The 21,332-nt window shown below is 60.2% G+C and carries 20 protein-coding genes and 1 pseudogene; 7 read left to right on the forward strand and 14 right to left on the reverse strand.

The window, feature by feature from the left end; all coding sequences use genetic code 11:
- Positions 1 to 103: 103 nt before the first annotated feature.
- The 8 genes and pseudogenes from BD293_RS03215 to BD293_RS03245 form a co-directional block, all read right to left on the reverse strand.
- On the reverse strand, positions 104 to 1,237 hold the full coding sequence (locus tag BD293_RS03215; RefSeq protein WP_142079836.1) for a CCA tRNA nucleotidyltransferase: 1,134 nt from the start codon (positions 1,235 to 1,237) through the stop codon (positions 104 to 106).
- On the reverse strand, positions 1,228 to 1,833 hold the full coding sequence (locus tag BD293_RS03220; protein WP_142079837.1) for a CoA pyrophosphatase: 606 nt from the start codon (positions 1,831 to 1,833) through the stop codon (positions 1,228 to 1,230). The genes BD293_RS03215 and BD293_RS03220 overlap by 10 nt, the downstream gene beginning before the upstream one ends.
- On the reverse strand, positions 1,823 to 2,770 hold the full coding sequence (gene hslO / locus BD293_RS03225; RefSeq protein WP_142079838.1) for an Hsp33 family molecular chaperone HslO: 948 nt from the start codon (positions 2,768 to 2,770) through the stop codon (positions 1,823 to 1,825). Before hslO ends, BD293_RS03220 begins: the two co-directional genes overlap by 11 nt.
- A 178-nt stretch (positions 2,771 to 2,948) precedes the next feature.
- Positions 2,949 to 4,253 (reverse strand): PP2C family protein-serine/threonine phosphatase, encoded by a 1,305-nt coding sequence (locus BD293_RS23425; RefSeq protein ID WP_246086347.1) that lies wholly within the window; start codon positions 4,251 to 4,253, stop codon positions 2,949 to 2,951.
- Positions 4,241 to 4,403: pseudogene (locus BD293_RS23535) on the reverse strand (fused response regulator/phosphatase); the annotation flags it as partial. The pseudogene BD293_RS23535 and the gene BD293_RS23425, both read right to left, overlap by 13 nt.
- 8 nt (positions 4,404 to 4,411) lie before the next feature.
- Positions 4,412 to 5,475 (reverse strand): IS630 family transposase gene (locus tag BD293_RS03235; RefSeq protein ID WP_142079576.1). Its coding sequence is split into 2 segments (ribosomal slippage): positions 4,412 to 4,987 and positions 4,990 to 5,475, totalling 1,062 coding nucleotides; the frame shifts between segments, so codons are not numbered across the junction.
- Positions 5,476 to 5,554: 79 nt separating this feature from the next.
- Positions 5,555 to 5,836 carry a response regulator gene (locus tag BD293_RS03240; protein WP_142079840.1) on the reverse strand — a complete coding sequence of 94 codons (282 nt, stop codon included), beginning with the start codon at positions 5,834 to 5,836 and terminating at the stop codon, positions 5,555 to 5,557.
- A 181-nt stretch (positions 5,837 to 6,017) separates the two neighbouring features.
- Positions 6,018 to 7,165 (reverse strand): IS630 family transposase gene (locus tag BD293_RS03245; RefSeq protein WP_142084273.1). Its coding sequence is split into 2 segments (ribosomal slippage): positions 6,018 to 6,718 and positions 6,718 to 7,165, totalling 1,149 coding nucleotides; the frame shifts between segments, so codons are not numbered across the junction.
- Between the two features lie 112 nt (positions 7,166 to 7,277).
- Between BD293_RS03245 and BD293_RS03250 the strand changes: the two genes are divergently transcribed.
- On the forward strand, positions 7,278 to 7,616 hold the full coding sequence (locus tag BD293_RS03250; protein WP_142079841.1) for an Hpt domain-containing protein: 339 nt from the start codon (positions 7,278 to 7,280) through the stop codon (positions 7,614 to 7,616).
- A 27-nt stretch (positions 7,617 to 7,643) separates the two neighbouring features.
- Here the strand turns inward: BD293_RS03250 and ilvA are convergent, their stop codons facing one another.
- A complete protein-coding gene (gene ilvA, locus BD293_RS03255) occupies positions 7,644 to 8,891 on the reverse strand; it encodes a threonine ammonia-lyase IlvA (protein WP_142079842.1) in 1,248 nt (415 codons plus the stop codon).
- Positions 8,888 to 9,313, reverse strand: a complete 426-nt coding sequence (locus BD293_RS03260) for an acyl-CoA thioesterase (RefSeq protein ID WP_142079843.1) — start codon at positions 9,311 to 9,313, stop codon at positions 8,888 to 8,890. Before BD293_RS03260 ends, ilvA begins: the two co-directional genes overlap by 4 nt.
- Before the next feature lie 159 nt (positions 9,314 to 9,472).
- Between BD293_RS03260 and BD293_RS03265 the strand changes: the two genes are divergently transcribed.
- The 5 genes from BD293_RS03265 to BD293_RS03285 all read left to right on the forward strand — a co-directional run bounded on the left by BD293_RS03265 (position 9,473) and on the right by BD293_RS03285 (position 15,270).
- Positions 9,473 to 10,702, forward strand: a complete 1,230-nt coding sequence (locus BD293_RS03265) for an argininosuccinate synthase (RefSeq protein ID WP_142079844.1) — start codon at positions 9,473 to 9,475, stop codon at positions 10,700 to 10,702.
- Positions 10,703 to 10,781: 79 nt separating this feature from the next.
- Entirely contained in the window at positions 10,782 to 12,296 is a 1,515-nt protein-coding gene (gene gpmI, locus BD293_RS03270; RefSeq protein ID WP_142079845.1) for a 2,3-bisphosphoglycerate-independent phosphoglycerate mutase, read from the forward strand.
- The gene (locus BD293_RS03275; protein ID WP_142079846.1) at positions 12,293 to 13,393 is read left to right on the forward strand and encodes a murein hydrolase activator EnvC family protein; all 1,101 of its coding nucleotides are present in this window, start codon (positions 12,293 to 12,295) and stop codon (positions 13,391 to 13,393) included. Before gpmI ends, BD293_RS03275 begins: the two co-directional genes overlap by 4 nt.
- 60 nt (positions 13,394 to 13,453) lie before the next feature.
- Positions 13,454 to 14,788 (forward strand): S41 family peptidase, encoded by a 1,335-nt coding sequence (locus BD293_RS03280; protein ID WP_142079847.1) that lies wholly within the window; start codon positions 13,454 to 13,456, stop codon positions 14,786 to 14,788.
- Positions 14,785 to 15,270 carry an RNA pyrophosphohydrolase gene (locus BD293_RS03285; RefSeq protein WP_142079848.1) on the forward strand — a complete coding sequence of 162 codons (486 nt, stop codon included), beginning with the start codon at positions 14,785 to 14,787 and terminating at the stop codon, positions 15,268 to 15,270. Before BD293_RS03280 ends, BD293_RS03285 begins: the two co-directional genes overlap by 4 nt.
- Positions 15,271 to 15,273: 3 nt before the next feature.
- Here the strand turns inward: BD293_RS03285 and BD293_RS03290 are convergent, their stop codons facing one another.
- A complete protein-coding gene (locus BD293_RS03290) occupies positions 15,274 to 15,879 on the reverse strand; it encodes a flavin reductase family protein (protein ID WP_142079849.1) in 606 nt (201 codons plus the stop codon).
- 81 nt (positions 15,880 to 15,960) lie between these two features.
- On the opposite strand from BD293_RS03290, the gene BD293_RS03295 reads away from it, so the two are divergent.
- On the forward strand, positions 15,961 to 16,455 hold the full coding sequence (locus tag BD293_RS03295; RefSeq protein ID WP_142079850.1) for a GNAT family N-acetyltransferase: 495 nt from the start codon (positions 15,961 to 15,963) through the stop codon (positions 16,453 to 16,455).
- A 30-nt stretch (positions 16,456 to 16,485) separates the two neighbouring features.
- Here BD293_RS03295 and ptsP read toward each other — a convergent pair whose 3' ends face one another.
- The 3 genes from ptsP to BD293_RS03310 all read right to left on the reverse strand — a co-directional run bounded on the left by ptsP (position 16,486) and on the right by BD293_RS03310 (position 21,277).
- Complete coding sequence (ptsP, locus tag BD293_RS03300) at positions 16,486 to 18,732, reverse strand: phosphoenolpyruvate--protein phosphotransferase (protein ID WP_142079851.1); 2,247 nt, start codon at positions 18,730 to 18,732, stop codon at positions 16,486 to 16,488.
- A 30-nt stretch (positions 18,733 to 18,762) separates the two neighbouring features.
- On the reverse strand, positions 18,763 to 20,022 hold the full coding sequence (locus tag BD293_RS03305) for an aspartate kinase (protein ID WP_142079852.1): 1,260 nt from the start codon (positions 20,020 to 20,022) through the stop codon (positions 18,763 to 18,765).
- Between the two features lie 91 nt (positions 20,023 to 20,113).
- On the reverse strand, positions 20,114 to 21,277 hold the full coding sequence (locus BD293_RS03310) for an acetoin utilization protein AcuC (protein ID WP_142079853.1): 1,164 nt from the start codon (positions 21,275 to 21,277) through the stop codon (positions 20,114 to 20,116).
- Positions 21,278 to 21,332 lie beyond the last annotated feature (55 nt).

Below are 21,332 nucleotides of genomic sequence, written 5' to 3' on the forward strand. Positions count from 1 at the left end.
GCCGCTCAATATGGGTGGAAGTCTCGGTATCTGTCGTGATTTTCTGTAACACATCGCCCCCGGTTCTGCCTCAGATATAGGGGCGGGGCAGGGCAAAGGCCAGTCACGCCAGCAGATCAGCCTTGCTCATGCTGAAATCAGAGGCAATCCAGCGGGCCTCAAGCGCGCGCAGATGCGCGCCCAGTTCCGGCCCTTGCAGATGCGGCAGATCACCTGCGCGGACAGGAAAGCGGGCCTGCGCCCCACGCGCGATCTGGCGTTGCCAATCTGGCGGCAGGGGCGTTTCAAAAACCACTGCACGCGCCAGAATGACATCGCGCGCAAGTGCCGCCCCAAGGCGGTAGCCCAACTGCGCCGGTGGTTCCATCTGGCCCAGTGCGGCGCGCGCCAACTTCAGGTCGCGCGCCTCTTTGCGGGTCAGGCGCAAACGGTCCGTCTGCCCGCCCAAGACCAGCATCCGGCGGGTCCAGACCGGTTCCATCCCGGCCTCCAGATGAACCAAAGGGGCCAATCCATCCGAGCCGGCACCCGGCACCACGCGCGCCAGCACACCGCACTGGGCCATCGCGGCGACGGCAGGGGCAGGGTCGGGCGCACCCAGCAATTTGCGCATCTCAGCGCCGATACGTTCCGCCGATAGCTGTTCCAGCCCCTCGGCCCCGTCAGCGCAGGCCGCAAGTGCGTCGGCATCCAAGCCCTGCGCCGGGTCGCCATATTGTGCATGAAACCGAAAGAAACGCAGAATGCGCAGATAATCCTCGGCGATTCGCGCCTGCGCCTCGCCAACAAACCGGACCCGCCGCGCCTGCAAATCCTTCACCCCGCCCAAAGGGTCTAGCACAGTGCCATCGGCGCGCGCATAAAGCGCATTCATGGTGAAATCGCGCCGCGCTGCATCCTCGGCCAGATCGTCGGAAAAGGCGACCGTGGCGTGGCGGCCATGCGTCTCGACATCGCGGCGAAAGGTTGTGACTTCAAACCCTTGCCCCTCCGCCACAAGGGTGACCGTGCCATGCGCGATCCCGGTCGGCACCGCGCGCAGCCCCGCATCCTCGGCCAGCGCCATGACGGTTTCGGGCCGTGCATCGGTGGCAATATCGACATCCGTGACAGGCACGCCGATCAGGGCATTGCGCACACAGCCGCCCACCACCAGCGCCTGATGCCCCGCATCGCCCAACAACCGCAAAACATGCTGCGTGTGCGCCGCGTGCAGCCATGCATCCCTTATCTGCATGGTCCCGCCCTCTCGGCCAGACCCCGCAGAATGCGCGCGGTCGCACCCCAGATGTAATACGGCCCCCACGGTACAATGTAATAGTTCCGCCATGTGCCCCGCCACATGCGCCGCTCTACCCGAAAGCGGGTCGGGTCGGTGACATGGGCAAGGGGGGCGGCAAATATCTCAGCCACTTCACCGGGGTCAGGGCGCGGGGTAAAGTCGCGCGTGATTTCCGCCAGAATGGGCGTGACCATAAACCCGGTGACAGTCTCATGCGCGGGCAGCGCACCCAGCACCTCAACGGCCTCTCGCGGAAGGCCGATTTCTTCATTCGCTTCGCGCAGGGCGGTCGCAACAAGATCGGCATCTCCTTCGTCCTGCCGCCCCCCCGGAAAGGCGATCTGGCCGGGATGATTGCGCAGATGCGAGGCGCGCTTGGTCAGCACCAGACGCGGGCCATCTTGACCGCGCGTGATCCCCACCAGCACCGCCGCCGGGCGCAATACGCGGTTTTCCGGCAGCACGACACCGGGGTTCAGGTCAAAATCGCTGGACCCCTGCGCGGGCCGGGCAAGGGCGCTGCGCAACTGCTCCAAGGCATCACTCGTCATTGCCCCCGGCCTCAAAGCCCAAACTGGTGGGGTCCATCACATAATGCGCGCCGCAAAACTGGCAGTCGGCGGTGATCGTGCCCTCATCCGTGGTCATGGTCGCCAGATCCTTGGCCGAATAGATCGACAGGCTTTGGCGTACCTTATCCTCGGAACACGAGCAGCCAAAATGGACCGCTTGCGGGTCAAAGACGCGCGGCGCTTCTTCGTGGAACAGGCGCAACAGCAATTCGGGGGGCTGCACATTTGGCCCCATCAACTCCAGTTCCTCGACCGTATCGAGCAGCAGGTTTGCGCGGTTCCAATCCTCGGCGACAAGGTCTTGCGTGCGCGGGCTGGTGCCAGAGGCTTGTGGCATATGTTGCAGCATGACCCCGCCCGCGCGCCACTTCTCGGGCTGGCCCGGCAGAATCGTCCGCCCGAAACTGAGCGAGAAGCGCGTTGGCAATTGCTCGGACTGGTCAAAATAAGCCTCGGCACAATCCGACAGCGACTCTCCTGCAATCGGGGTGATGCCTTGGTAGGGTGTCATGTCGCGGCCCTGATCGATAAGAATCGCGAAATACCCTTTTCCAATCTGCTCGAACGGGCGCGCATCCGGCGTCAGGCGCGCAGCGTCGAAACTGGCATAGGCGCGAATGCGGGCGGGCGCACCGTCTTGCGTCGGCGCGTAGTAATCCGTTGTAATCAGCCGGATCGGGCCACTGCCGCGCACTTGCAACGACAGGCGCCAGCGCAGCTTGATCGTTTGACCAATCATCGCCGTCAATAGGGCCGCTTCTGCAACCAGCGCTTCGACAGCAGGCGGATAGTCATGTCGGGCCAGCACGCGTTCCAGTGCCGTATCCAGCCGTGCGACCCGCCCCCGAATATCGCTGCGATCCAGTTGGAATGGCAGGACGGTGTCATCCCAGGCGATCTGTGCGCCGAAGCTCATGAAATGTTCCTTGTCTTGGCTGGCAAAGTTTTCGTGCGTGTCTGGCCCTCCATATAGGAACTCGGGCCCAAGGGCCAAGTGCGATCCGATCTTTGTGCTGCACAGCGCCTGTGCTGTCGCCTATGCGCTGGAAATAATGGCGTGGCGCGGTGCAAAGTTCAGCGCGCTGCGGGTTGCGTCACTCTTCAATCCGCACACCGCGGTAATAGCGCGAGGGCGGCTCTGTCAGGTATGTGGCGTGATTAAACTCCAGCAAGGCCCCTGATACATCATCGTCAAATTCATCCTTGCCAGACCAATGCATCAATTCCCATTTCAACGCGTCGACAAAGTCTGTTCCCTTCACTTTTGCAAGCTTCACAAGGGTTGCGCGCAGCCCATCCTCGCCAAATTCCTCTGAATTGCGGTTGATGCATTCGGTGACACCGTCGCTGTACAAAAGCAGCCGGTCACCCGGCATGAGCTGCGCCTCGATTGTTGCGAAGCGGGCATTCGGGATCAAACCTATGGGCAAACCCCCATCGCCGATAAACTCCACGCGCCCATCTGCCCGCTGGATTACCGGGTGCGGGTGCCCCGCCTGAACCAGCCGCATTTTGCCTGTTTGCAGGTCGATATCGGCATAGGCAATCGTCAGATAAGTTTCCGTCTCAAATTCATCGAGCATCAACTCATTGATCCGTGCAGCAACGTCATGCGGATCGTATGCCTTGGATTTTCCGGTTTTGGGGTCACGGATCAGGACGATATTCTGTTGGTGTTCGCCCCCCGAAAACAACCCCGCAATGCGTGCCCCTAGCATGGCCGCCGCCACACCATGGCCCGACACATCAATCGCATAAATCCCGATCCGGGCGGTGGAGATAATGAATGTGCCAACCATATCGCCGCCAACATGCCCCGAGGATTTCAACAACAGCGACAGCGTGCTGCCGTCAAAATCATGCTGGCGCTTGCGGATCAGCGAGTGCTGTAGCTTGCGCGCTTCCATCAGATCACGATCAATCGCGTCATACAGGTTTTGCAACTCATCCAAAGCGGCGCGCAAGTCCCGATTCTGTTGCAGCGCACGTGCTTCGGAGTTGCGGGCATTCTCGCGCGCCAAACTCAGTTCCGTGACATCGACCCGCAATCCGACCCTGCCGCCATCATCAGTCCTGCGCTCCACGATCTGCAAAACACGCCCATCGGACAGGCGCTGGCTGCTGCGCCCGGTATTGCGAAATCGCTCCAACCTGTGGCGCAACCAGTCTTCTTCGCGCCCGATGGCGTCGGGATAGCGCCCCTGCGCCAAGTTGTGGCGCAACAGGTCTTCGAACCGCGCGCCCTTCACCAGAATCGCCGGATCAATCTGATAAAGTTCCCCATATTTGCGGTTTGCCAGAACCAGCCGGTCGTCGGCATCGAAATAGACAAATCCGTCATCCAGCGCCTCCACCGCTGCCAGCAGTTGCCCCCGCGCGGTGCGCACCTCGCGCTCCATCGCCAGCAAACGTTCGCCCGCTGTGATGCGGGCGCGCAACTCTAGCGGTGAAACAGGTTTTGACAGAAAATCATCTGCACCAACATCCAACCCTTCGGCGACAGCATTTTTGTCATTTTTCGACGTCAGCAAGATGAAGTAATACCAATCAGCATTGATCAGAACTCTTGAGCCCAGTCGCGGGTTCCAATGGAGGTGATTGTGTCGGGCATGCTGACCAATTTGTTCCAAGCCTTGCAGCAATGATCTACGATGTCTTCATAGGTTTCGAAGATGAGGTTTGATAGCCAGTTGTCTCGCATGAATTGCCAGATGTTTTCGACTGGATTGAGTTCTGGGCATTTTGCGGGGATCGGGATGATGGTGATGTTGTCCGGAATGACCAGCTTGTCAGTCATGTGCCATGCGGCTTGATCCACGAGCACAGCCCCATGTGCTTTGGGTGCGACAGTTTGGGAGATTTCAGCAAGATGCAGGGCCATCGCTTCGGTATTGCACGCTGGCAGCACAAGACCTGCAGCTTTCCCGAGGGCTGGGCAAATCGCTCCAAAGATGTAGCTTGAACTCGTGCGCTGATCATGTGGGGCGGAAGGTCGCGTACCGCGCTTCGCCCATCGGCGCGTGATCTTGTTTTTCTGGCCGACACGCGCTTCATCTTGGAACCAGACTTCGATCACAGTGCCTTGCAGGAGCCGTGCGCGGAGCTTTGCTACTGCGGCTGCAAACCCTTTTTTTTAAAGTCCTCCAGTGCGGCTGTATCTTGCGCGTGATGGCGCGGGCGTGCTGTGAGTTTGACATAACCAAGCGCCCTGAGTTCCCGGCTTATCGACGTCTCGTGAAGTGAAATCCCAAATGTGTCTGCAATCCATTTCCTCAGATCACTCAGGCGCCAGCGGACGACCCCATGGACCGATAAGGTCGGACCGCTCTCAACAATTGCAGCAAGCGCCCTGCGCTGCTCATCGTTAAGCTTAGACTGCTGACCAGGAGCTTTGCCGTTGATCAAGCCGTCAGGCCCGCGGGCATTAAACCGCTCCACCCAGTCACGGACAATTTGTAGGCCAACACCACCAATCCGAGCAGCATCGCTGCGCCGACCGCCATCATAGATCTCCGCCAGCGCCAAAAGCCTGCGGGCTTGGTTGGCATCCTTTGTCTTTCGCGCAAGTTCTCTCAACTTCATGCCGTCGTAGTCTGTCCGTAACGCGAGCGCTGCGCCCATAGAGAGGCCCTCCCCAGAAAATCTGACGCCATTGAGTCAGATCTTCATAGATTTGGGAATCCCAAAACCCTCAGAAGAGTCAGATTTCGCGAGACTTGGTATAACTATACTTTTCTTCCGACAGCGCGCGAAAGCTGCGGCAGAATTCCAGCCCATCCATTTCCGGCATCATCCAATCCGACAGGATCAGGTCGAAATGGCGTTTGGTGCAGGCCTCCAGAGCGTCAATCCCAGAGCGGGCCTCTTGCGTTTGATATCCCCAGTGTTGTAACAGCTTGGCGAAAATCATACGCTGCGCGCGACTGTCATCGACGATAAGTGCAGTTTTCTGCGCATTCGGCCTTGGCGCTGGTTGTTTCATGGTGTTTTGCACGCGTTTTTACCCGGAGTACCTGTCTTGCCTTTTTCACTGATCCCGTTGCTTTTCGCAGGGCTTTGTTAAACAGTGGTAAAGGTGACAGCTTTCGGTGCGTTTTTTTCTATCTGCCTTTCCATCAAGCGAATTGAACAAAGTATTAGGAATTCGGTTCTAGTCCTGCGATTCACTCGATTTGCGGATAAAGCCGGATAAGCTTTGTGCGCGCGTCTTGAGTTGTGAACTGCCAGTTGGTTTTGGCGCGTTGGGAGTTGCGATTTGTTGTCCATGCATCGACTTCGGCCTTCAGCATAGTTTTGTCCGGGATGCGCCGGGCCAGACATTGGCGAGCGAGGACGCTGAGTTCACATTCAGCGATGTTGAGCCAAGACCCATGTTTTGGCGTGTAGTGCCATTCGAACCGTTGTGCGATGCGGCGCGCTTGGGCAGGCGGGAAAGCCTCGTACAGCGATGCAGGGTTGTGGGTGTTCAGATTATCCTGCACGAGATCGATCTTTTCGGCATAGGGAAAGTGGAGATCAGCCAGATCGCGCAGGATATGGGCATAATCGATGGCAGTGCGTCGATCGCGTATCTCGACGTGGCGCCAGCCCTCCAGAGGAGCGAATAACATGAACAGGCTGGCGACACCTGCGCGTTCATATTCGTAGTCATGGCGCGCCTCGCGCCCTGGCTGCATGGGAATGGGTGTGCGGGTCTCACGGGTCAATTGTTTGCTGGTCTCGTCCAGACAAACCAGCGGACGGTTTTGATCGTGTGGACGGGTGTAGACGTCCAGCACATTCTCCATGGCCGCCACGAAACCAGCGTTGGCTTTGGGTGGGATTACCCAGTACCGGTTCCGGTGCGGTTTGAGCGCGTTTTTTTAAGCGTGCGTTGGATTGTGGTATCACTGGCCTGCTCAACAATGCCCAGTTCGACAACCCGCTTTTCCAACAACCTGAGTGTCCAGTGCGTATATCCTTCGGGTGGTTCGGAACAGGCAAGCGCGATCAGCTTGGCCTCGGCTTGCCCATCGAAGATCCGAGGTTGTGAAAGCGACGCTGGAACTTTGCGCGCTAAAGTCGCCTCAAGCCCTTCCTCCACAAGTTGGCGCCGGGTGTGGAAAACAGTCGAGAGACTGGTCTCTAATGCCTCGGCAATGCGCGCATCTTCCCATCCCGGGCCATCAGAGGACACATCCGCCTTCAGCAAAATCCGCGCCTTCAGCAGTCTGTAGGCGGCTTGCCGACCCGTTCTGATCATCCCTTCAAGGTGTTCACGCTCCTCTGTCGTCAGTCGAACTACATACTTCGGCTTGCACCCTCTTGTCATCATCTCACCCCCAGAAAGCTGCTACGCTCCACAGAGATTCAGAAAAAATCAAAGCTGTCAAATACCCCGAAGCGAGGCACTAGGCTTGGGCGTGTGATGGAAAGGAACGTGCATGATCGACTGGTCGCAAGTGGCTGACCTATATGCTGATTTCGGCGAGGACGGGTTCGGCGAAGTGGTGCAGGTCTTCGTGCAGGAGGTGGAGACCGGTCTGGCGCAGTTGAATGCCGCGCAATCCCCAGATGAAAACCGCATCGCGTTCCATTTCCTGAAGGGGGCGGCCCTGAACCTTGGCTTCAGCGAGGTTGCCGATCTGTGCGCGGCAGGCGAGTTGCGCGCATCCGAGGGCAAAGATGCCGCGCGCGAGAAAGAACAGGTGTTGCGCGTGTTTCCACCAACCTGCACCCTGTTTGAACAGCAATGGCGGCAGCGACTTGCCCCGAAGCACTAGCCATGTCTGCGCGTGACGGGGCGGCGGTCAGATTACAAAACCCGCTATCACCTCATCATCGGTGATATCGGTAAATCTGAACCCCAGCGCCGACATTCTGGCAAACAGGCTTTCAAAATTATCCGGGTGCCGGGTCTCGATCCCGATCAGCACGGTGCCGAAATTGCGCGCTGTCTTTTTCAGATACTCGAACCGCGCAATGTCATCCTCGGGGCCAAGTGTTTCAAGAAAATCACGCAGCGCGCCCGGTCGCTGGGGCAGGCGCAGCATCAGGTATTTCTTGGTGCCCAGATGGCGCATCGCACGTTCTTTGACCTCTGGCAGGCGCTCGAAGTCGAAATTCCCGCCAGATGTCAGGCAGACAACAGTTTTTCCCTTCAAATCCGGCGCAAGCAGCGGCAGCACATCGACCGACAATGCCCCCGCAGGTTCCAGCACGATCCCTTCGACATTCAGCATTTCCAGCATCGTGACACAGATACGGTTTTCCGGCGCGATCAGCAGGTGCGCAGGGTTAATCTGGCGCAGATGCTGGAATGTCCGCGCCCCGATCCGCGCAACCGACGCACCGTCCACGAAGCTGTCCAGTTGCGTCAGCGTAACAGGCGCGCCCGCCGCCAATGCCGCTTGCAGACTGGCACCGCCCAATGGCTCGACATAGCGCAGCGCGGAACTTGTAGCCGTTTCCTCGAAATAACGCGTGACGCCCGCACTCAGCCCGCCGCCGCCCACTGGCAGAATAACCATGTCCGGCGCGCGACCAAGCTGCTCCAGCATCTCAACCGCAACACTGGCCTGCCCCTCGATCACATCATCATCATCGAAGGGCGACAGGAAATGCGCGCCCTGTTCGGTGCAATAGGTCTGCGCCGCCGACAAGGCCTGATCGAAAATATCGCCCACAAGCGTAATCTCGACCTGATCGCCGCCGAATGTGCGCGTTTTCATGATCTTTTGCTGCGGTGTTGTCACCGGCATAAAGATCGTACCCTTGACCCCGAAATGCCGGCACGCGAAGGCAACACCTTGCGCGTGGTTGCCCGCACTCGCGCAGACAAACTGGCGTTGGCCGGGATGGGTGGCAAGGCGCTTGCGCATCGCGTTGAAGGCACCGCGTATCTTATAGCTGCGCACCGGGCTCAGGTCTTCGCGTTTCAGCCAGATATCCGCGTCGAACCGCTTGGACAAATGGTCATTGCGCGCAAGCGGTGTCGGCTCGAACACGTCGCGCATGGCGGCTGTCGCGTCCTGCGCGGCCTTGGCAAACGCGCTCATTGCGCGCGCATCCATGTTTCCAACTGCGCGCGCACTGCATCGGGCATGGGGGCGGATTTGCGGGTTTGTGGGTCGAAAAACACCTCAATCAGATCATAGGTTGCATGTACCGCGTCGGTATCGGCGTGGCGCATGTGCAACTGAAACGCGCAACTTTTGGTGCCCAATGACACCACGGTTCCGTCAATTACGATCAGATCACCCGCCGCAAGTTCCCTGACAAAGCGCGTGCTGGCCTGCGCAGTCACCAGATGCACCCCGTGTTGCGCCTGCATTTCGCTATAGGCCAGCCCCAGCCGCGTCCATAAATGATAGGTCGCATCATCAAAAAACGGGGCGTAATGGCGCACATTCATATGTCCGAAATGGTCATGGTGCCACGGGTGGACCACCCCGCGCAAAAGTTCCAGCCGCTCCGCCATTGCGTGTTCCTTTGTTCAATCTCACCCTGTTAGCAGTCGCCCATGCCCAAACGCAACTGCGCCCGCGCGCATGGCCCTTATGTTTCAATAGCGCCCCTTGCCCAGAGGCGGCAAAGCCAATAGACGGATGGCCAAACGCATAGTGTGACCGGAGCCCCCATGACCAACGCCCCCAAGAAAGTCGTGCTTGCCTATTCGGGCGGGCTGGATACCTCGATCATCCTCAAATGGCTCAAGACCGAATATGACTGCGAAATCGTCACCTTCACTGCCGATATCGGGCAGGGTGAGGAGTTGGAGCCAGCGCGCGCCAAGGCCGAAATGCTCGGCGTCGCACCAGAGAATATCTATATCGAAGACCTGCGCGAGGAATTCGTGCGCGATTTCGTCTTCCCCATGTTCCGCGCCAATGCGCTCTATGAGGGGCTGTATCTGCTGGGCACTTCCATCGCGCGCCCGCTGATCTCGAAGCGGCTGGTCGAGATTGCCGCCCAGACCGGGGCCGACGCAGTGGCGCATGGCGCAACCGGCAAGGGCAACGATCAGGTCCGGTTCGAGCTGTCCGCCTATGCGCTCAACCCCGAGATCAAGGTCATCGCACCTTGGCGCGAATGGGATCTGACCTCACGCACACGCCTGCTGGAATTTGCCGAGGCCAACCAGATCCCTATCGCCAAGGACAAGCGCGGCGAAGCGCCCTTCTCGGTCGATGCCAATCTGCTGCACACCTCGTCCGAGGGCAAGGTGCTCGAAGATCCGGCAGTTGATGCGCCCGATTACGTCTACCAGCGCACTGTGAACCCCGAAGATGCGCCAGATCAGCCCGAAATCATCGAGATCACATTCGAGAAGGGCGACGCCACCGCGATCAACGGGCAGGCGATGTCTGCGGCCTCGATCCTGACCGAACTCAACGCATTGGGCGGCAAGCACGGCATCGGGCGGCTCGATTTCGTCGAGAACCGTTTTGTCGGCATGAAATCGCGCGGCATCTATGAAACCCCCGGCGGCACCTTGCTGCTCGAAGCCCATCGCGGGATCGAACAGATCACCCTTGATAGCGGAGCGGGCCACCTCAAGGACTCGATCATGCCGCGCTATGCGGAATTGATCTATAACGGCTTCTGGTTCTCGCCTGAACGCGAGATGCTGCAAGCCTTGATCGACAAATCGCAGGAACATGTCAGCGGCACTGTGCGTTTGAAGCTCTACAAGGGGCATGTGCGCACCATCGGGCGCTGGTCTGATCACAGCCTGTATTCAGAAGCGCATGTGACCTTTGAAGAAGATGCGGGCGCTTATGACCAGAAAGATGCGGCGGGTTTCATTCAGTTGAATGCGCTGCGCCTGAAACTGATCGCGGCGCGCAACCGCCGGACGAAAAGCTGACAGGGCACATTTTCTTGCCCCAAATACTCCCGCCGGAGGCACGCCTGCCTCTGGCACCACGCCAGACCGAGGGACCGCCATGACCAGACCCGTCGTTTTGTGCATTCTGGATGGCTGGGGTCTTAGCCCCACGCGCGAAGGCAATGCTGTCGCACAGGCAGATACCCCCCATTTCGACCGCGTGATGCGCGCCTATCCCAATGCGACCTTGCTGACACATGGCCCCGATGTGGGCCTGCCGACAGGGCAGATGGGCAATTCCGAAGTGGGCCATACCAATATCGGGGCGGGCCGCGTCGTCGCCATGGACCTTGGCCAGATTGATCTTGCCATCGAGCAGGGCAGTTTTCCGCAAAACCCCGCGCTCTTGGGTTTTGTTGAGAAACTGACAGAAACCGGCGGCACGGCGCATCTGTTTTCAGTTGTTTCTGATGGCGGTGTGCATGGTCATGTTGAACATTTGAAAGCCGCGATTGCAGCTTTGACGGATGCTGGCGTGCAGGTTGTGATCCATGCCATCACCGACGGGCGCGATGTGGCGCCCCAATCTGCCGACCGCTTCATTGCCGATCTGCAAGCCACTTTGCCCGAAGGCGCAAAGATCGGCACTGTAATCGGGCGCTATTGGGCAATGGACCGCGACAACCGCTGGGACCGGGTCGAGCGGGCGTGGCGCGCGATTATGCGCGGCGACGGGGCCACTGCCCCCAGCGCCTCAGAGGCGGTTGCCGCCGCCTATGCGCGCGGTGAAACCGATGAATTTATCGCCCCTACAATTGTCGGGGGCTATTCCGGGGCCAAACCCGGTGACGGGCTGTTCTGCCTGAACTTCCGCGCCGACCGTGCCCGCGAAATTCTGGCGGCCCTCGGCGCACCCAGCTTCAACGGATTTGATCGCGGCCATCCCCCGACATGGTCCACGCTTTTGGGCATGGTCGAATATTCCGAGGCCCATAACGCGTTTATGCGCACCGTCTTTCCCAAGCGCGAGATTGCCAATACCCTTGGCGCATGGGTCGCAGCCCAAGGGTTGCGCCAGTTCCGGCTGGCCGAGACTGAAAAATACCCGCATGTGACCTTTTTCCTCAATGGGGGCCGCGAAACCCCCGAGCAAGGCGAAGACCGGCACATGCCCTCCAGCCCCAAGGTTGCGACCTATGACATGCAACCCCAGATGGCCGCCCCCGACGTGACCGAAAAACTGGTCGATGTGATCGGGCAGGGCTATGACCTGATCGTGGTGAATTTCGCCAATCCTGACATGGTGGGGCATACGGGCGACCTCAAGGCCGCCCGCCTTGCGTGTGAAGCGGTCGATGCCGGGCTTGGGGCCGCGTTAGCGGCGTTGGACAAGGCAGGGGGGGCCATGCTGCTGACCGCCGATCATGGCAATTGCGAGCAGATGATCGACCCTGAAACCGGCGGGCCGCACACAGCGCATACGCTCAACCCCGTGCCAGTCGTGCTGATCGGCGGGCCGGATGGTGTGGGTTTGCGCGATGGGCGGCTGGCCGATGTCGCGCCGACCATTCTGGACCTGATGGGCCTGCCGCATCCCCCCGAGATGACAGGTGAAAGCCTGATCACGCGATGATCCGCCGCAGCCTGACACTGCTGGTCTGTCTGGTGTGGTGCAGCGGTGCCGCTGCCGATCCCGCAGAACGCGCGCTCAGCGCGGCCCGCGCGCTAGAAGCGGCCACCACGGCCATGCAGTCCGCCAGCGGCGGGCGCGATCAGATATCAGCCCTCAGCCAGACCATTCAGGCCTATGAAGACGGGCTTGTCGCCCTGCGCGACGGGTTGCGCGATGCGCAACTGCGCGAGGTCGCATTGGAACGCCAGTTTGCCGCCCGCAGCGAAGAGATGTCGCGCCTGCTCAGCGTGCTTATGGCCACGGATCGTGTCGATGAAAGCATTGCACTTCTGCATCCCCAAGGCGCGCTGGAAACCGCGCGCGCGGCAATGCTCTTGGGCGAATTGACCCCGCCACTGGCCCGCGCCGTGACCGAATTGCGCGACAAGCTGGATGATCTGCGCGCACTGCGTCGTGCGCGGCAATACGGGTTTCTGGCGCTGGAACAGGGGCTCCAGACAGCGCAAGATGCGCGTGTCGCCTTGGCGCAGGCCGTGTCAGATCGTGGGCCATTGCCCAAACGTCTGGTCGAAGACCCCGATCATCTGGACGCACTGGCCCGCAACGCGGTCACCCTGGAGGATTTCGCACAGGAACTGGCGCAGAACTCTGGCGCGGCTGATAATCAGCCCGCCGCCACGTTTCAGGCGGCCAAGGGCACATTGTCGCCGCCCGTGCGCGCCACGATCCTGCACCGCTTCAACCAGCCCGATGCCGCAGGTGTTTCGCGGCAGGGGCTTGTGCTGGCAACCGCGCCCAACGCCCTTGTGACCGCGCCGTGGTCTGCTACTGTGCGCTACGCTGGTCCCTTGGCCGGACAGGGGATGGTCGTTATACTTGAACCGGCCGAGGCAGTCTTGCTGGTGCTGGCCGGGCTGAGCGAGGCGCTGGTCTCTACGGGCGAAATCCTGCCTCTCGGGGCGCCGCTTGGCAGCATGCCGGCAGGACACAGTCCCGAGATATCCTCTGGCAGTCGCAGTCAAACACTCTATTTTGAGCTTCGAGAGGGTGGCAACCCCATTGACCCAGAGCCTTGGTTCGCATTCAGTGGGGGGTGAAGTCGAGATGCACAATGCGCGCACTGCAAGAGCGGGTTCGCGCAAGATTAGGATGGCGGGATGAACAGATTTGTGATGGCAGGCCTTGGTGGCATTCTTGGGGGCGCATTGATTGCGACACAGGTTGCGGGGCCGCTGCTTGCACAGGAACGTGCAAGCACGCAGAATGTATATGAACAGCTGGACCTGTTCGGCGATGTATTCGAGCGTATCCGCAACCAATATGTCGAAGAGCCGGACACTGCAAAACTGATCGAGGCGGCGATCAACGGCATGCTCATGTCACTAGACCCGCATTCCGGCTACATGCCCCCCGATGATTTCGACGATATGCGCACGCAGACCCGTGGCTCTTTCGGGGGTCTGGGGATCGAAGTTACGCAAGAAGAAGGTTTTATCAAGGTCGTCACACCTATGGATGGCACGCCCGCAGATCAAGCCGGGGTAGAGCCGGGCGATCTGATTACCCATGTTGATGGTGAGTCGCTGATGGGCCTGACCCTTGCGCAAGCGGTCGAGATGATGCGCGGCCCCGTCGGGTCGGAAATCATCGTGACGATCCTGCGCGAGGGCGAGTCAGAGCCGTTCGATCTGTCGATTGTGCGCGATACCATCCGTCTGCAAGCCGTGCGTGTGCGCACCGAAGGCGACAATGTGATTTTGCGCGTCACGACCTTTAATGAACAGACCTTCCCAAATCTGCGCGACGGTCTGAACGAAGCAATAGAAGAGTTGGGCGGGATTGACAGCCTTGGCGGCGTGGTGCTGGACATGCGCAACAATCCCGGCGGGCTGCTGACGCAAGCGATCCGCGTCTCTGACGCCTTCCTTGAGCAAGGCGAAATCGTCTCGACCCGTGGGCGCGACGAAGGCGCGGGCGAGCGTTTCAATGCGCAGGGCGGTGATCTGATTGATGGCAAGCCCTTGGTTGTGCTGATCAATGCAGGCTCTGCTTCAGCGTCCGAGATTGTGGCCGGTGCGCTGCAAGACCACCGCCGCGCAATTGTTGTGGGCACGCGCAGCTTTGGCAAAGGTTCCGTCCAGACCGTTATGCCGCTGCGGGGCGATGGCGCGATCCGGCTGACAACCTCGCTCTATTACACCCCGTCGGGGCGGTCGATTCAGGCGCTTGGCGTCTCGCCCGATATCGTGGTCGAGCAGCCGCGCCGCCAACCCATCGAGGATGGCGAGGAAGAAGCGGCCCCCCGGACACGGTCGGAAAATGATCTGCGCGGACGGTTGGACAATAACGACATGTCCGAGGACGAGCGCCGCCAGATGGAAGAAGAGCGTCAGAAAGCCGAAGATGTCGCACGCCTGCGGCAAGAGGATTACCAGCTTGCCTATGCGCTGGACATCCTGCGCGGCCTGACAGCCCTGAACGGTCAGCGATGACGCCTGACGCCATTGCGAACCTACCCTATCGCCCCTGCGTCGGGATCATGCTGATCAACGCGCAGGGGCATATTTTCGCGGCACAACGCCTCGACAGCGCGATCCCCGCTTGGCAGATGCCGCAGGGTGGCATTGATGAGGGTGAAAACCCCGGCGCCGCCGCATTGCGCGAGTTGGAAGAGGAAATCAGCGTCCCCCCCGATCTGGTGGCCCCGTTAAGCGAGACGCGCGATTGGCTGGCCTATGACTTGCCCGCCGAAATCGTGCCGCGCATCTGGAACGGGTGCTACAAGGGGCAAAAACAGCGCTGGTTTCTAATGCGCTATCTGGGCCGCGACGATCAGATCAACATCCAGACCGCACACCCCGAATTTTCGGAATGGCGCTGGATTGCGGCGGACGAGATGCTTGACGCAATCGTCCCCTTCAAGCGCGAGATTTACGCACAGGTGATTGACGAGTTCCGCGACTGGCTGGCGTAACCGTTATTCACCGGGGCGTGACAGGCTGAACACCTCGTTGACCACAGCATAATCACGATAGCCACAGCGCGCCAACGGGCGATAGCGCGTGATGTCGAACATGCCATCCACCATGCAATCATCACGCATATGAATGCCGACAACTTCGCCCAGCACCAAAAAATTCGCGGCCCCTTCAAGGGGGACAATCTGCGTCATGCGGCATTCCAATGACGCCGGAGCACCGGCCACGCGTGCTGCCGCAATCGTTTGGCACTCCTCGCGGGCAATGGCGGCGTGATCGAATTCATCCACTTCGCGCGGCCAAGGGCCAGAGGTGGCATTCATCGCATCACGCGCGGCAAATTCCACCACATTCACACAAAACACACCGGTCTCGCGGATATTGGCCACCGAATCCTTGGTGCCGTCGCGGTCCGGCTTGGCACTGGTCGAGGCGAACATGACCTGCGGCGGCACATAGGCCACAGCGTTGAAAAACGAATAGGGGGCCAGATTGTCCTGTCCGTCCGCCCCTCTGGTGGAAATCCAGCCAATCGGGCGGGGGGTGACAATCGCATTGAAGGGGTTGTGCGGCAGGCCGTGGCCGTTACGGGGTTCATAGAACATGGGTATCTCTCCGATGTGTTTGCGCGCACCCTAACGCCATGCTACTGGCCCTGCCAGCACTGATCTGGGCGGGGATTGCAGATGCAGCTTTTAGAGGAAACACCCGCCGACTGGTGGGAGGTGGAGGCGCTTTATGACCTGTGCTTTGCACCGGGCCGCGAAGCGCTGTCATCCTACCGGTTGCGCGATCATGTGGACCCGGTCGCCGCACTGTGCCTGCTGCTGCGCGACCAGAATGGCATTGCTGCGGCGATCCGCTATTGGCCTGTACAGGTGGCAGGCGCTGATCTGTTGCTGCTTGGCCCCATCGCTGTGCACCCCACCCATCAGGGCGAAGGCTTGGGCGGCTGGCTGATACGCGAGAGCTTGGCGCGCGCCCGCGATCAGGGCTGGGCGCGGGTTTTGCTGGTGGGCGATGCGCCCTATTACAGCCGCTTCGGATTTGCGCGGCTGGACAATGTGGTCATGCCGCCGCCCACAAACCCCGCACGCGTGCTGGGGCTGGAACTGGTGCCGGGTGCATGGGACGGGGTGCAGGGGAATGTGACGCCATATGCGCCTATGTTGGAAAAGTGACAGTGGCGCGCCCGCCTGTCTTTGACCGTTTCAGTCCACAAGCGTTGCGACATAGTCCAGCAAGGCCGGTCGCGCACTTTCCAGACCACGGCTTTGGACCCGCGCAATAAGCTCTGATACCTCGTTCAGATTTGACCTTCGGATCAAGGACTTGACAGGCCCGATCGAGGCTGGCCGCATCGAGAGAGAGGCAATGCCAATCCCGGCCAGCGCCAGCGCATCCACGGGCCGTCCGGCATCTTCACCACAGAATGACAGGTCCGTTTCCGTCTCATGGCAGCGATCCACGATAACCTGAAGAAATGTCAGGAAACTGACATTCAGCGTATCATAGCGGCGGCGCACCAACTCGTTCTCGCGGTCGGCGGCAAAGAAAAACTGCTTCAAATCATTGCCGCCAATCGAGATGAAATCCACCGCTTCAAAAAAGCTCTTGGGTGCATAGGCCAGGGACGGTGTTTCCAGCATCGCCCCCACTTCCAGCTTTTCAGGCAGGGCATGGCCAAGGCGGCGCTCACGCTCAATCTCGCGCAGCAATGTGTCATGCGCCTGCGTGAATTCGCTGGCAGTTGCAACAAGCGGGAACATCACGCTCAGCGCGCGGCCATTTGCAGCCCGGATCAGCGCTTGCAACTGCATGCGCAACACGCCGGGCTTGTCCAGACCCACGCGCAGCGCGCGCCACCCCATCGCGGGGTTCGGCTCGTCGGGGCGGTTCATATAGGGCATGACCTTGTCGGACCCGATATCCAGCGTGCGGAAATACACTTTCCGGTCTGCCGCCGCATCCAGCACACGCGCATAATTCGCCACCAGATCAGACCGCTTGGGCATCCGGTCCTGAACCAGAAACTGCAATTCGGTCCGAAACAGGCCCACCGCATCGGCACCCGAATTGGGCAGCGATGGCAGGTCAGCCAGCAAGCCCGCATTCATCTTCAACGACACATTGCTGCCACAACGCGCCTGCGCAGGCTTGTCGCGCAAAATGGCATAGCGCTCCTGCGCCTTGGCCTGCATCGCCATCTTGTCACGAAACGCGCTGCTGATCGTATCATCGGGGCGCAGATGCACCACGCCTTCGGTACCATCGACAAGGATATGGTCGCCATTCAGCGCCTCGGTGGTGATGCGCGGCACATTGATGACCAGCGGGATCGCCAAGGCCCGCGCCACAATCGTCGCGTGACTGCCCACAGCGCCTTCTTCCAGCACCACACCGCGCAATTTGCGGCCATATTCCAGCAATTCCCCCGGCCCGATATTGCGCGCCACCAGAATGGGGCGCTCTGGCATTTCGGCCCCGGTTTCGTTGCCCTGACCTGTCAGGATACGCAACAGACGGTTGGACAGGTCATCCAGATCATGCAGCCGGTCGCGCAAATAGGCATCCGGCACCCGCTCCAGCCGCGAGCGCGCGGTGGATTGTTCCTTCTCGACCGCAGCTTCGGCGGACAGGCCAAGGCGGATATCTTCTTCCATCCGCTTCATCCAGCCACGCGAATGCGCAAACATGCGGTAGGTTTGCAAAACCTCCATATGTTCCTTGTCGCGGGTTCCGGCAGTTGCCAGCAACTGGTCAATCGAGACACGCAAAGTGTCCACTGCGGCCTCCAGACGTGCCAGTTCGGCGCGGCTGTCATCATTGACCAGATTGGTAATCACCACACGCGGCTGGTGCAGCCAGACCTGCCCCTCTGCCTCACCTTCCTGTGCGGTCACACCGCGCAGCATGGCCGGGTTCTGGTGCGGGGTGGCAAAGCTGGTGCCTTCGCCCGTGAACGCGCCCAGTTCGGTCATTTCCGCGATGACCATCGCCACCACTTCCAGCCCGTAAATCTCGTCATCGGAATAAAGGCGCGGCTCTTTGGCCTGCACGACCAGCACGCCCAAGCGTTCGCCCAGCCGCTGGATCGGCACACCAAGGAACGAGGTGAACACTTCCTCGCCGGTTTCGGGCATATAGCGAAAGCCCTGCTCGGCAGGCGCGTTGGCTGTGTTGAGGGGGCGCGACAGCCGCGCCACCTTGCCCACAAGCCCTTCGCCCAGACGCAGCCGTGTCTGATGCACGGATTCCGGCTTCAGCCCTTCGGTGGCGCACAGCTCCAGCGTGTCAGGGTCGCGGAACAGATAGATTGAACAGACATCGACACCCATCGATTCGGTGATGATGGTGGTTATCCGGTCCAGACGTTCCTGCCCCGGATTGGCCAGCGACATTTCATCGCGTAATTTGCGCAACAGCTTGCGGCTGTCAGTTTCTGTTCTGTGGGGCATCGCCCCTCCGATCCTGCTGTCGGGCCTGCCTCAGCCCGCCTTGTCGAGTTCAAACGCATCATGAAGCGCCTGAACCGCCAGTTCCATATATTTCCTGTCGATCAGGACAGAAATCTTGATCTCGGATGTCGCGATGACCTTTATATTGACGCCTTCGTCGGCAAGTGCACTAAACATGCGCGCTGCGACACCTGCATGACTGCGCATACCGATCCCGACAACCGACACTTTGGCCGCATCTGTGTCAACTTCCAGCGTCTCATAGCTGATCGACCCTGCATCGCGGGCCGCTTCCAGTGCCTTGCGCGCACGGCCCACCTGATCGACAGGGCAGGAAAAGGTCATATCGGTGACAGCCTTTTCGTTGCCGCGATAGTTTTTCTCTGAAATGTTCTGAACGATCATGTCAACATTCACCCCCGCTTCGGACAGCGGGCCAAAGATGGCGGCGGCAATGCCGGGCCGGTCCTCGACCGTGACAAGGGTAAGTTTAGCTTCTTCGCGGCTATAGGCCACGCCCGAGACGACTTTCGATTCCATGATTTCATCCTCATCGCAGACCAGAGTTCCAGAAGTCTCGTCTGTCTCGTCAAATGATGACAAGACACGTAAGCGCACCTTATAGCGCATTGCCAACTCAACCGACCGGGTTTGCAGCACTTTCGCGCCAAGACTGGCCAGTTCCAGCATTTCCTCGAAGCTGATCTTGTCCAGCTTGCGCGCCTTCGAGGTGATGCGCGGATCGGTTGTGTAGATCCCGTCCACATCGGTGTAGATATCACAGCGTTCCGCGTCAAACGCTGCGGCAAAGGCCACGGCGGTCGTGTCAGACCCGCCGCGCCCCAGCGTGGTAATACGCCCCTCGGCGCTGACACCCTGAAAGCCTGCGATAACGGCAACCCTGAAACCCTCGGCAAATTTGGCATCCAGATTCTTGCGTGGAATATCGACAAACCGTGCGGCCCCATGCGCGCTGGTGGTCTGGATGGGCACTTGCCAGCCTTGCCAACTGCGCGCGGGCACATCCATTTCCTGAAGCGTCAGCGCCATCAGCCCTGCGGTGACATTCTCGCCCGAACTGACCACGGCATCATATTCGCGCGCGTCATATAGCGGCGAGGTTTCATTGACCCAGCCCACCAGTTCATTCGTCTTGCCCGACATGGCCGAGACGATGACGATTACATCATAACCGCGCGCAACTTCGGCCTTCACCTTGGCCGCCGCATTGCGAATGCGGGCCAGATCAGCAACCGAAGTGCCGCCGAATTTCATCACCAGAAGCGGCATGGGCCGACCCTTTCCCCCGCACGTTTTTCGCGCCACTTAATATGCGGGGGCGGGGGGTTACGCAAGGTGGGCTTTGCAGGCGCGGTCGCGCTCAGGCGGTTTTTCTCTGGCCGGGTCGGGTGATTTTCGCCACATTGGGTGACGCAAGGGCAAGTCGGGCGCGCAGATGATCCGTGCGCGCGCGAATCTCTGGCCGGATCGGCCCTTCGCGCGCAGGGTCATTGAGGGTTGTGAACCAATGCGCGGGCGGGCTGCGCCCGGCGGCGCGGCGCTTCCAACTGAGCGCGCGCAAGATGGCTTCGGCGGGGGCGGGCAGGGGGCCATCATGCGACAGCCCGTTCAGCGCGCCCCAGACCCGTGTCCAGGCCCGTGCAACCGACCACGGGTTATACCCGCCCCCGCCCAGCACGATCAGCCGTGGCGCAAGCTGGGCCAGTGCCACAGCAATCTCGGCATGGGCGTTGTTGGACAGGGCAAGGCGCGACAGCGGGTCTTCCTCAATCGCGTCAGACCCGCATTGCAACACGATTGCATCCGGGTCAAAGCGCTCTAGCGCAGGCAGGATCAACCGCTGCGCGATGTCGCGCATTTCGGTGTCATTCAGCCCGCGTGGAACGGGCAGGTTGAGTGCACGCCCCCGCGCCTCATCCTCCAGCGCGCCGGTGAAGGGCCAGCGCTTTTCCTCATGCACCGAGATCATCAGCATGTCCTCGGCACCTGCCAAGGCCGCCTCGACCCCGTCGCAATGATGCGCGTCGATATCGACATAGGCAATGCGCGCCAAGCCAAGCTGGCGCAGCGACAACAGGCACAGAACCGGATCGTTCAGATAGCAAAACCCGTTGGCATAATCGGCCATTGCATGATGGGTGCCGCCACCGGGAACATGAACAATCCCACCCTCGCGCACCAGTTCAGCCGCCAGCATCACGCCGCCCGCACCGGTTGCGGGGCGGCGGAACATTTCAGGGAAGACAGGGTTGGCGGTGCTGCCAAGGCCGTGGCGGATGCGGGTTGCGTCATCGAGGGTCTGCCGCGCTTCGGCCTGTTGCAGGGCTGTGATATAGTCGGGCGTGTGAAACAGCGTCAGTGCCTTTGGTTTGGCGCGCGGGCTGGTGCGGTATTGCGCAGGCCCAATCCAGCCAAGAGCGTGCGTCAAATCCATCACGGTCGAGACGCGCGGGATATGCAGCGGGTGCCAGTCGCCATAGCTGGAGCCGCGATAGATTTCCGAGCCGATGAAATAGGGTTTCATCAGATGAAAAACCCTATGCAAAAGGTCGCTTTGAACCCCTGCCTTTTTTCCGACA

The organism is Roseinatronobacter monicus (genome assembly GCF_006716865.1).
In the GTDB taxonomy this organism is placed as follows: domain Bacteria; phylum Pseudomonadota; class Alphaproteobacteria; order Rhodobacterales; family Rhodobacteraceae; genus Roseinatronobacter; species Roseinatronobacter monicus.

Coding starts and splice junctions, on each gene's coding strand:
- BD293_RS03250 (WP_142079841.1), top strand. CDS start 7,278: ATGATCGACTGGTCGCAAGTGGCTGACCTATATGCTGATTTCGGCGAG.
- BD293_RS23425 (WP_246086347.1), bottom strand. CDS start 4,253: ATGGAGCGCGAGGTGCGCACCGCGCGGGGGCAACTGCTGGCAGCGGTG.
- ilvA (WP_142079842.1), bottom strand. CDS start 8,891: ATGAGCGCGTTTGCCAAGGCCGCGCAGGACGCGACAGCCGCCATGCGC.
- BD293_RS03240 (WP_142079840.1), bottom strand. CDS start 5,836: ATGAAACAACCAGCGCCAAGGCCGAATGCGCAGAAAACTGCACTTATC.
- BD293_RS03260 (WP_142079843.1), bottom strand. CDS start 9,313: ATGGCGGAGCGGCTGGAACTTTTGCGCGGGGTGGTCCACCCGTGGCAC.
- ptsP (WP_142079851.1), bottom strand. CDS start 18,732: ATGCCCCACAGAACAGAAACTGACAGCCGCAAGCTGTTGCGCAAATTA.
- BD293_RS03265 (WP_142079844.1), top strand. CDS start 9,473: ATGACCAACGCCCCCAAGAAAGTCGTGCTTGCCTATTCGGGCGGGCTG.
- gpmI (WP_142079845.1), top strand. CDS start 10,782: ATGACCAGACCCGTCGTTTTGTGCATTCTGGATGGCTGGGGTCTTAGC.
- hslO (WP_142079838.1), bottom strand. CDS start 2,770: ATGAGCTTCGGCGCACAGATCGCCTGGGATGACACCGTCCTGCCATTC.
- BD293_RS03285 (WP_142079848.1), top strand. CDS start 14,785: ATGACGCCTGACGCCATTGCGAACCTACCCTATCGCCCCTGCGTCGGG.
- BD293_RS03295 (WP_142079850.1), top strand. CDS start 15,961: ATGCAGCTTTTAGAGGAAACACCCGCCGACTGGTGGGAGGTGGAGGCG.
- BD293_RS03305 (WP_142079852.1), bottom strand. CDS start 20,022: ATGCCGCTTCTGGTGATGAAATTCGGCGGCACTTCGGTTGCTGATCTG.
- BD293_RS03215 (WP_142079836.1), bottom strand. CDS start 1,237: ATGCAGATAAGGGATGCATGGCTGCACGCGGCGCACACGCAGCATGTT.
- BD293_RS03275 (WP_142079846.1), top strand. CDS start 12,293: ATGATCCGCCGCAGCCTGACACTGCTGGTCTGTCTGGTGTGGTGCAGC.
- BD293_RS03280 (WP_142079847.1), top strand. CDS start 13,454: ATGAACAGATTTGTGATGGCAGGCCTTGGTGGCATTCTTGGGGGCGCA.
- BD293_RS03220 (WP_142079837.1), bottom strand. CDS start 1,833: ATGACGAGTGATGCCTTGGAGCAGTTGCGCAGCGCCCTTGCCCGGCCC.
- BD293_RS03290 (WP_142079849.1), bottom strand. CDS start 15,879: ATGTTCTATGAACCCCGTAACGGCCACGGCCTGCCGCACAACCCCTTC.
- BD293_RS03310 (WP_142079853.1), bottom strand. CDS start 21,277: ATGAAACCCTATTTCATCGGCTCGGAAATCTATCGCGGCTCCAGCTAT.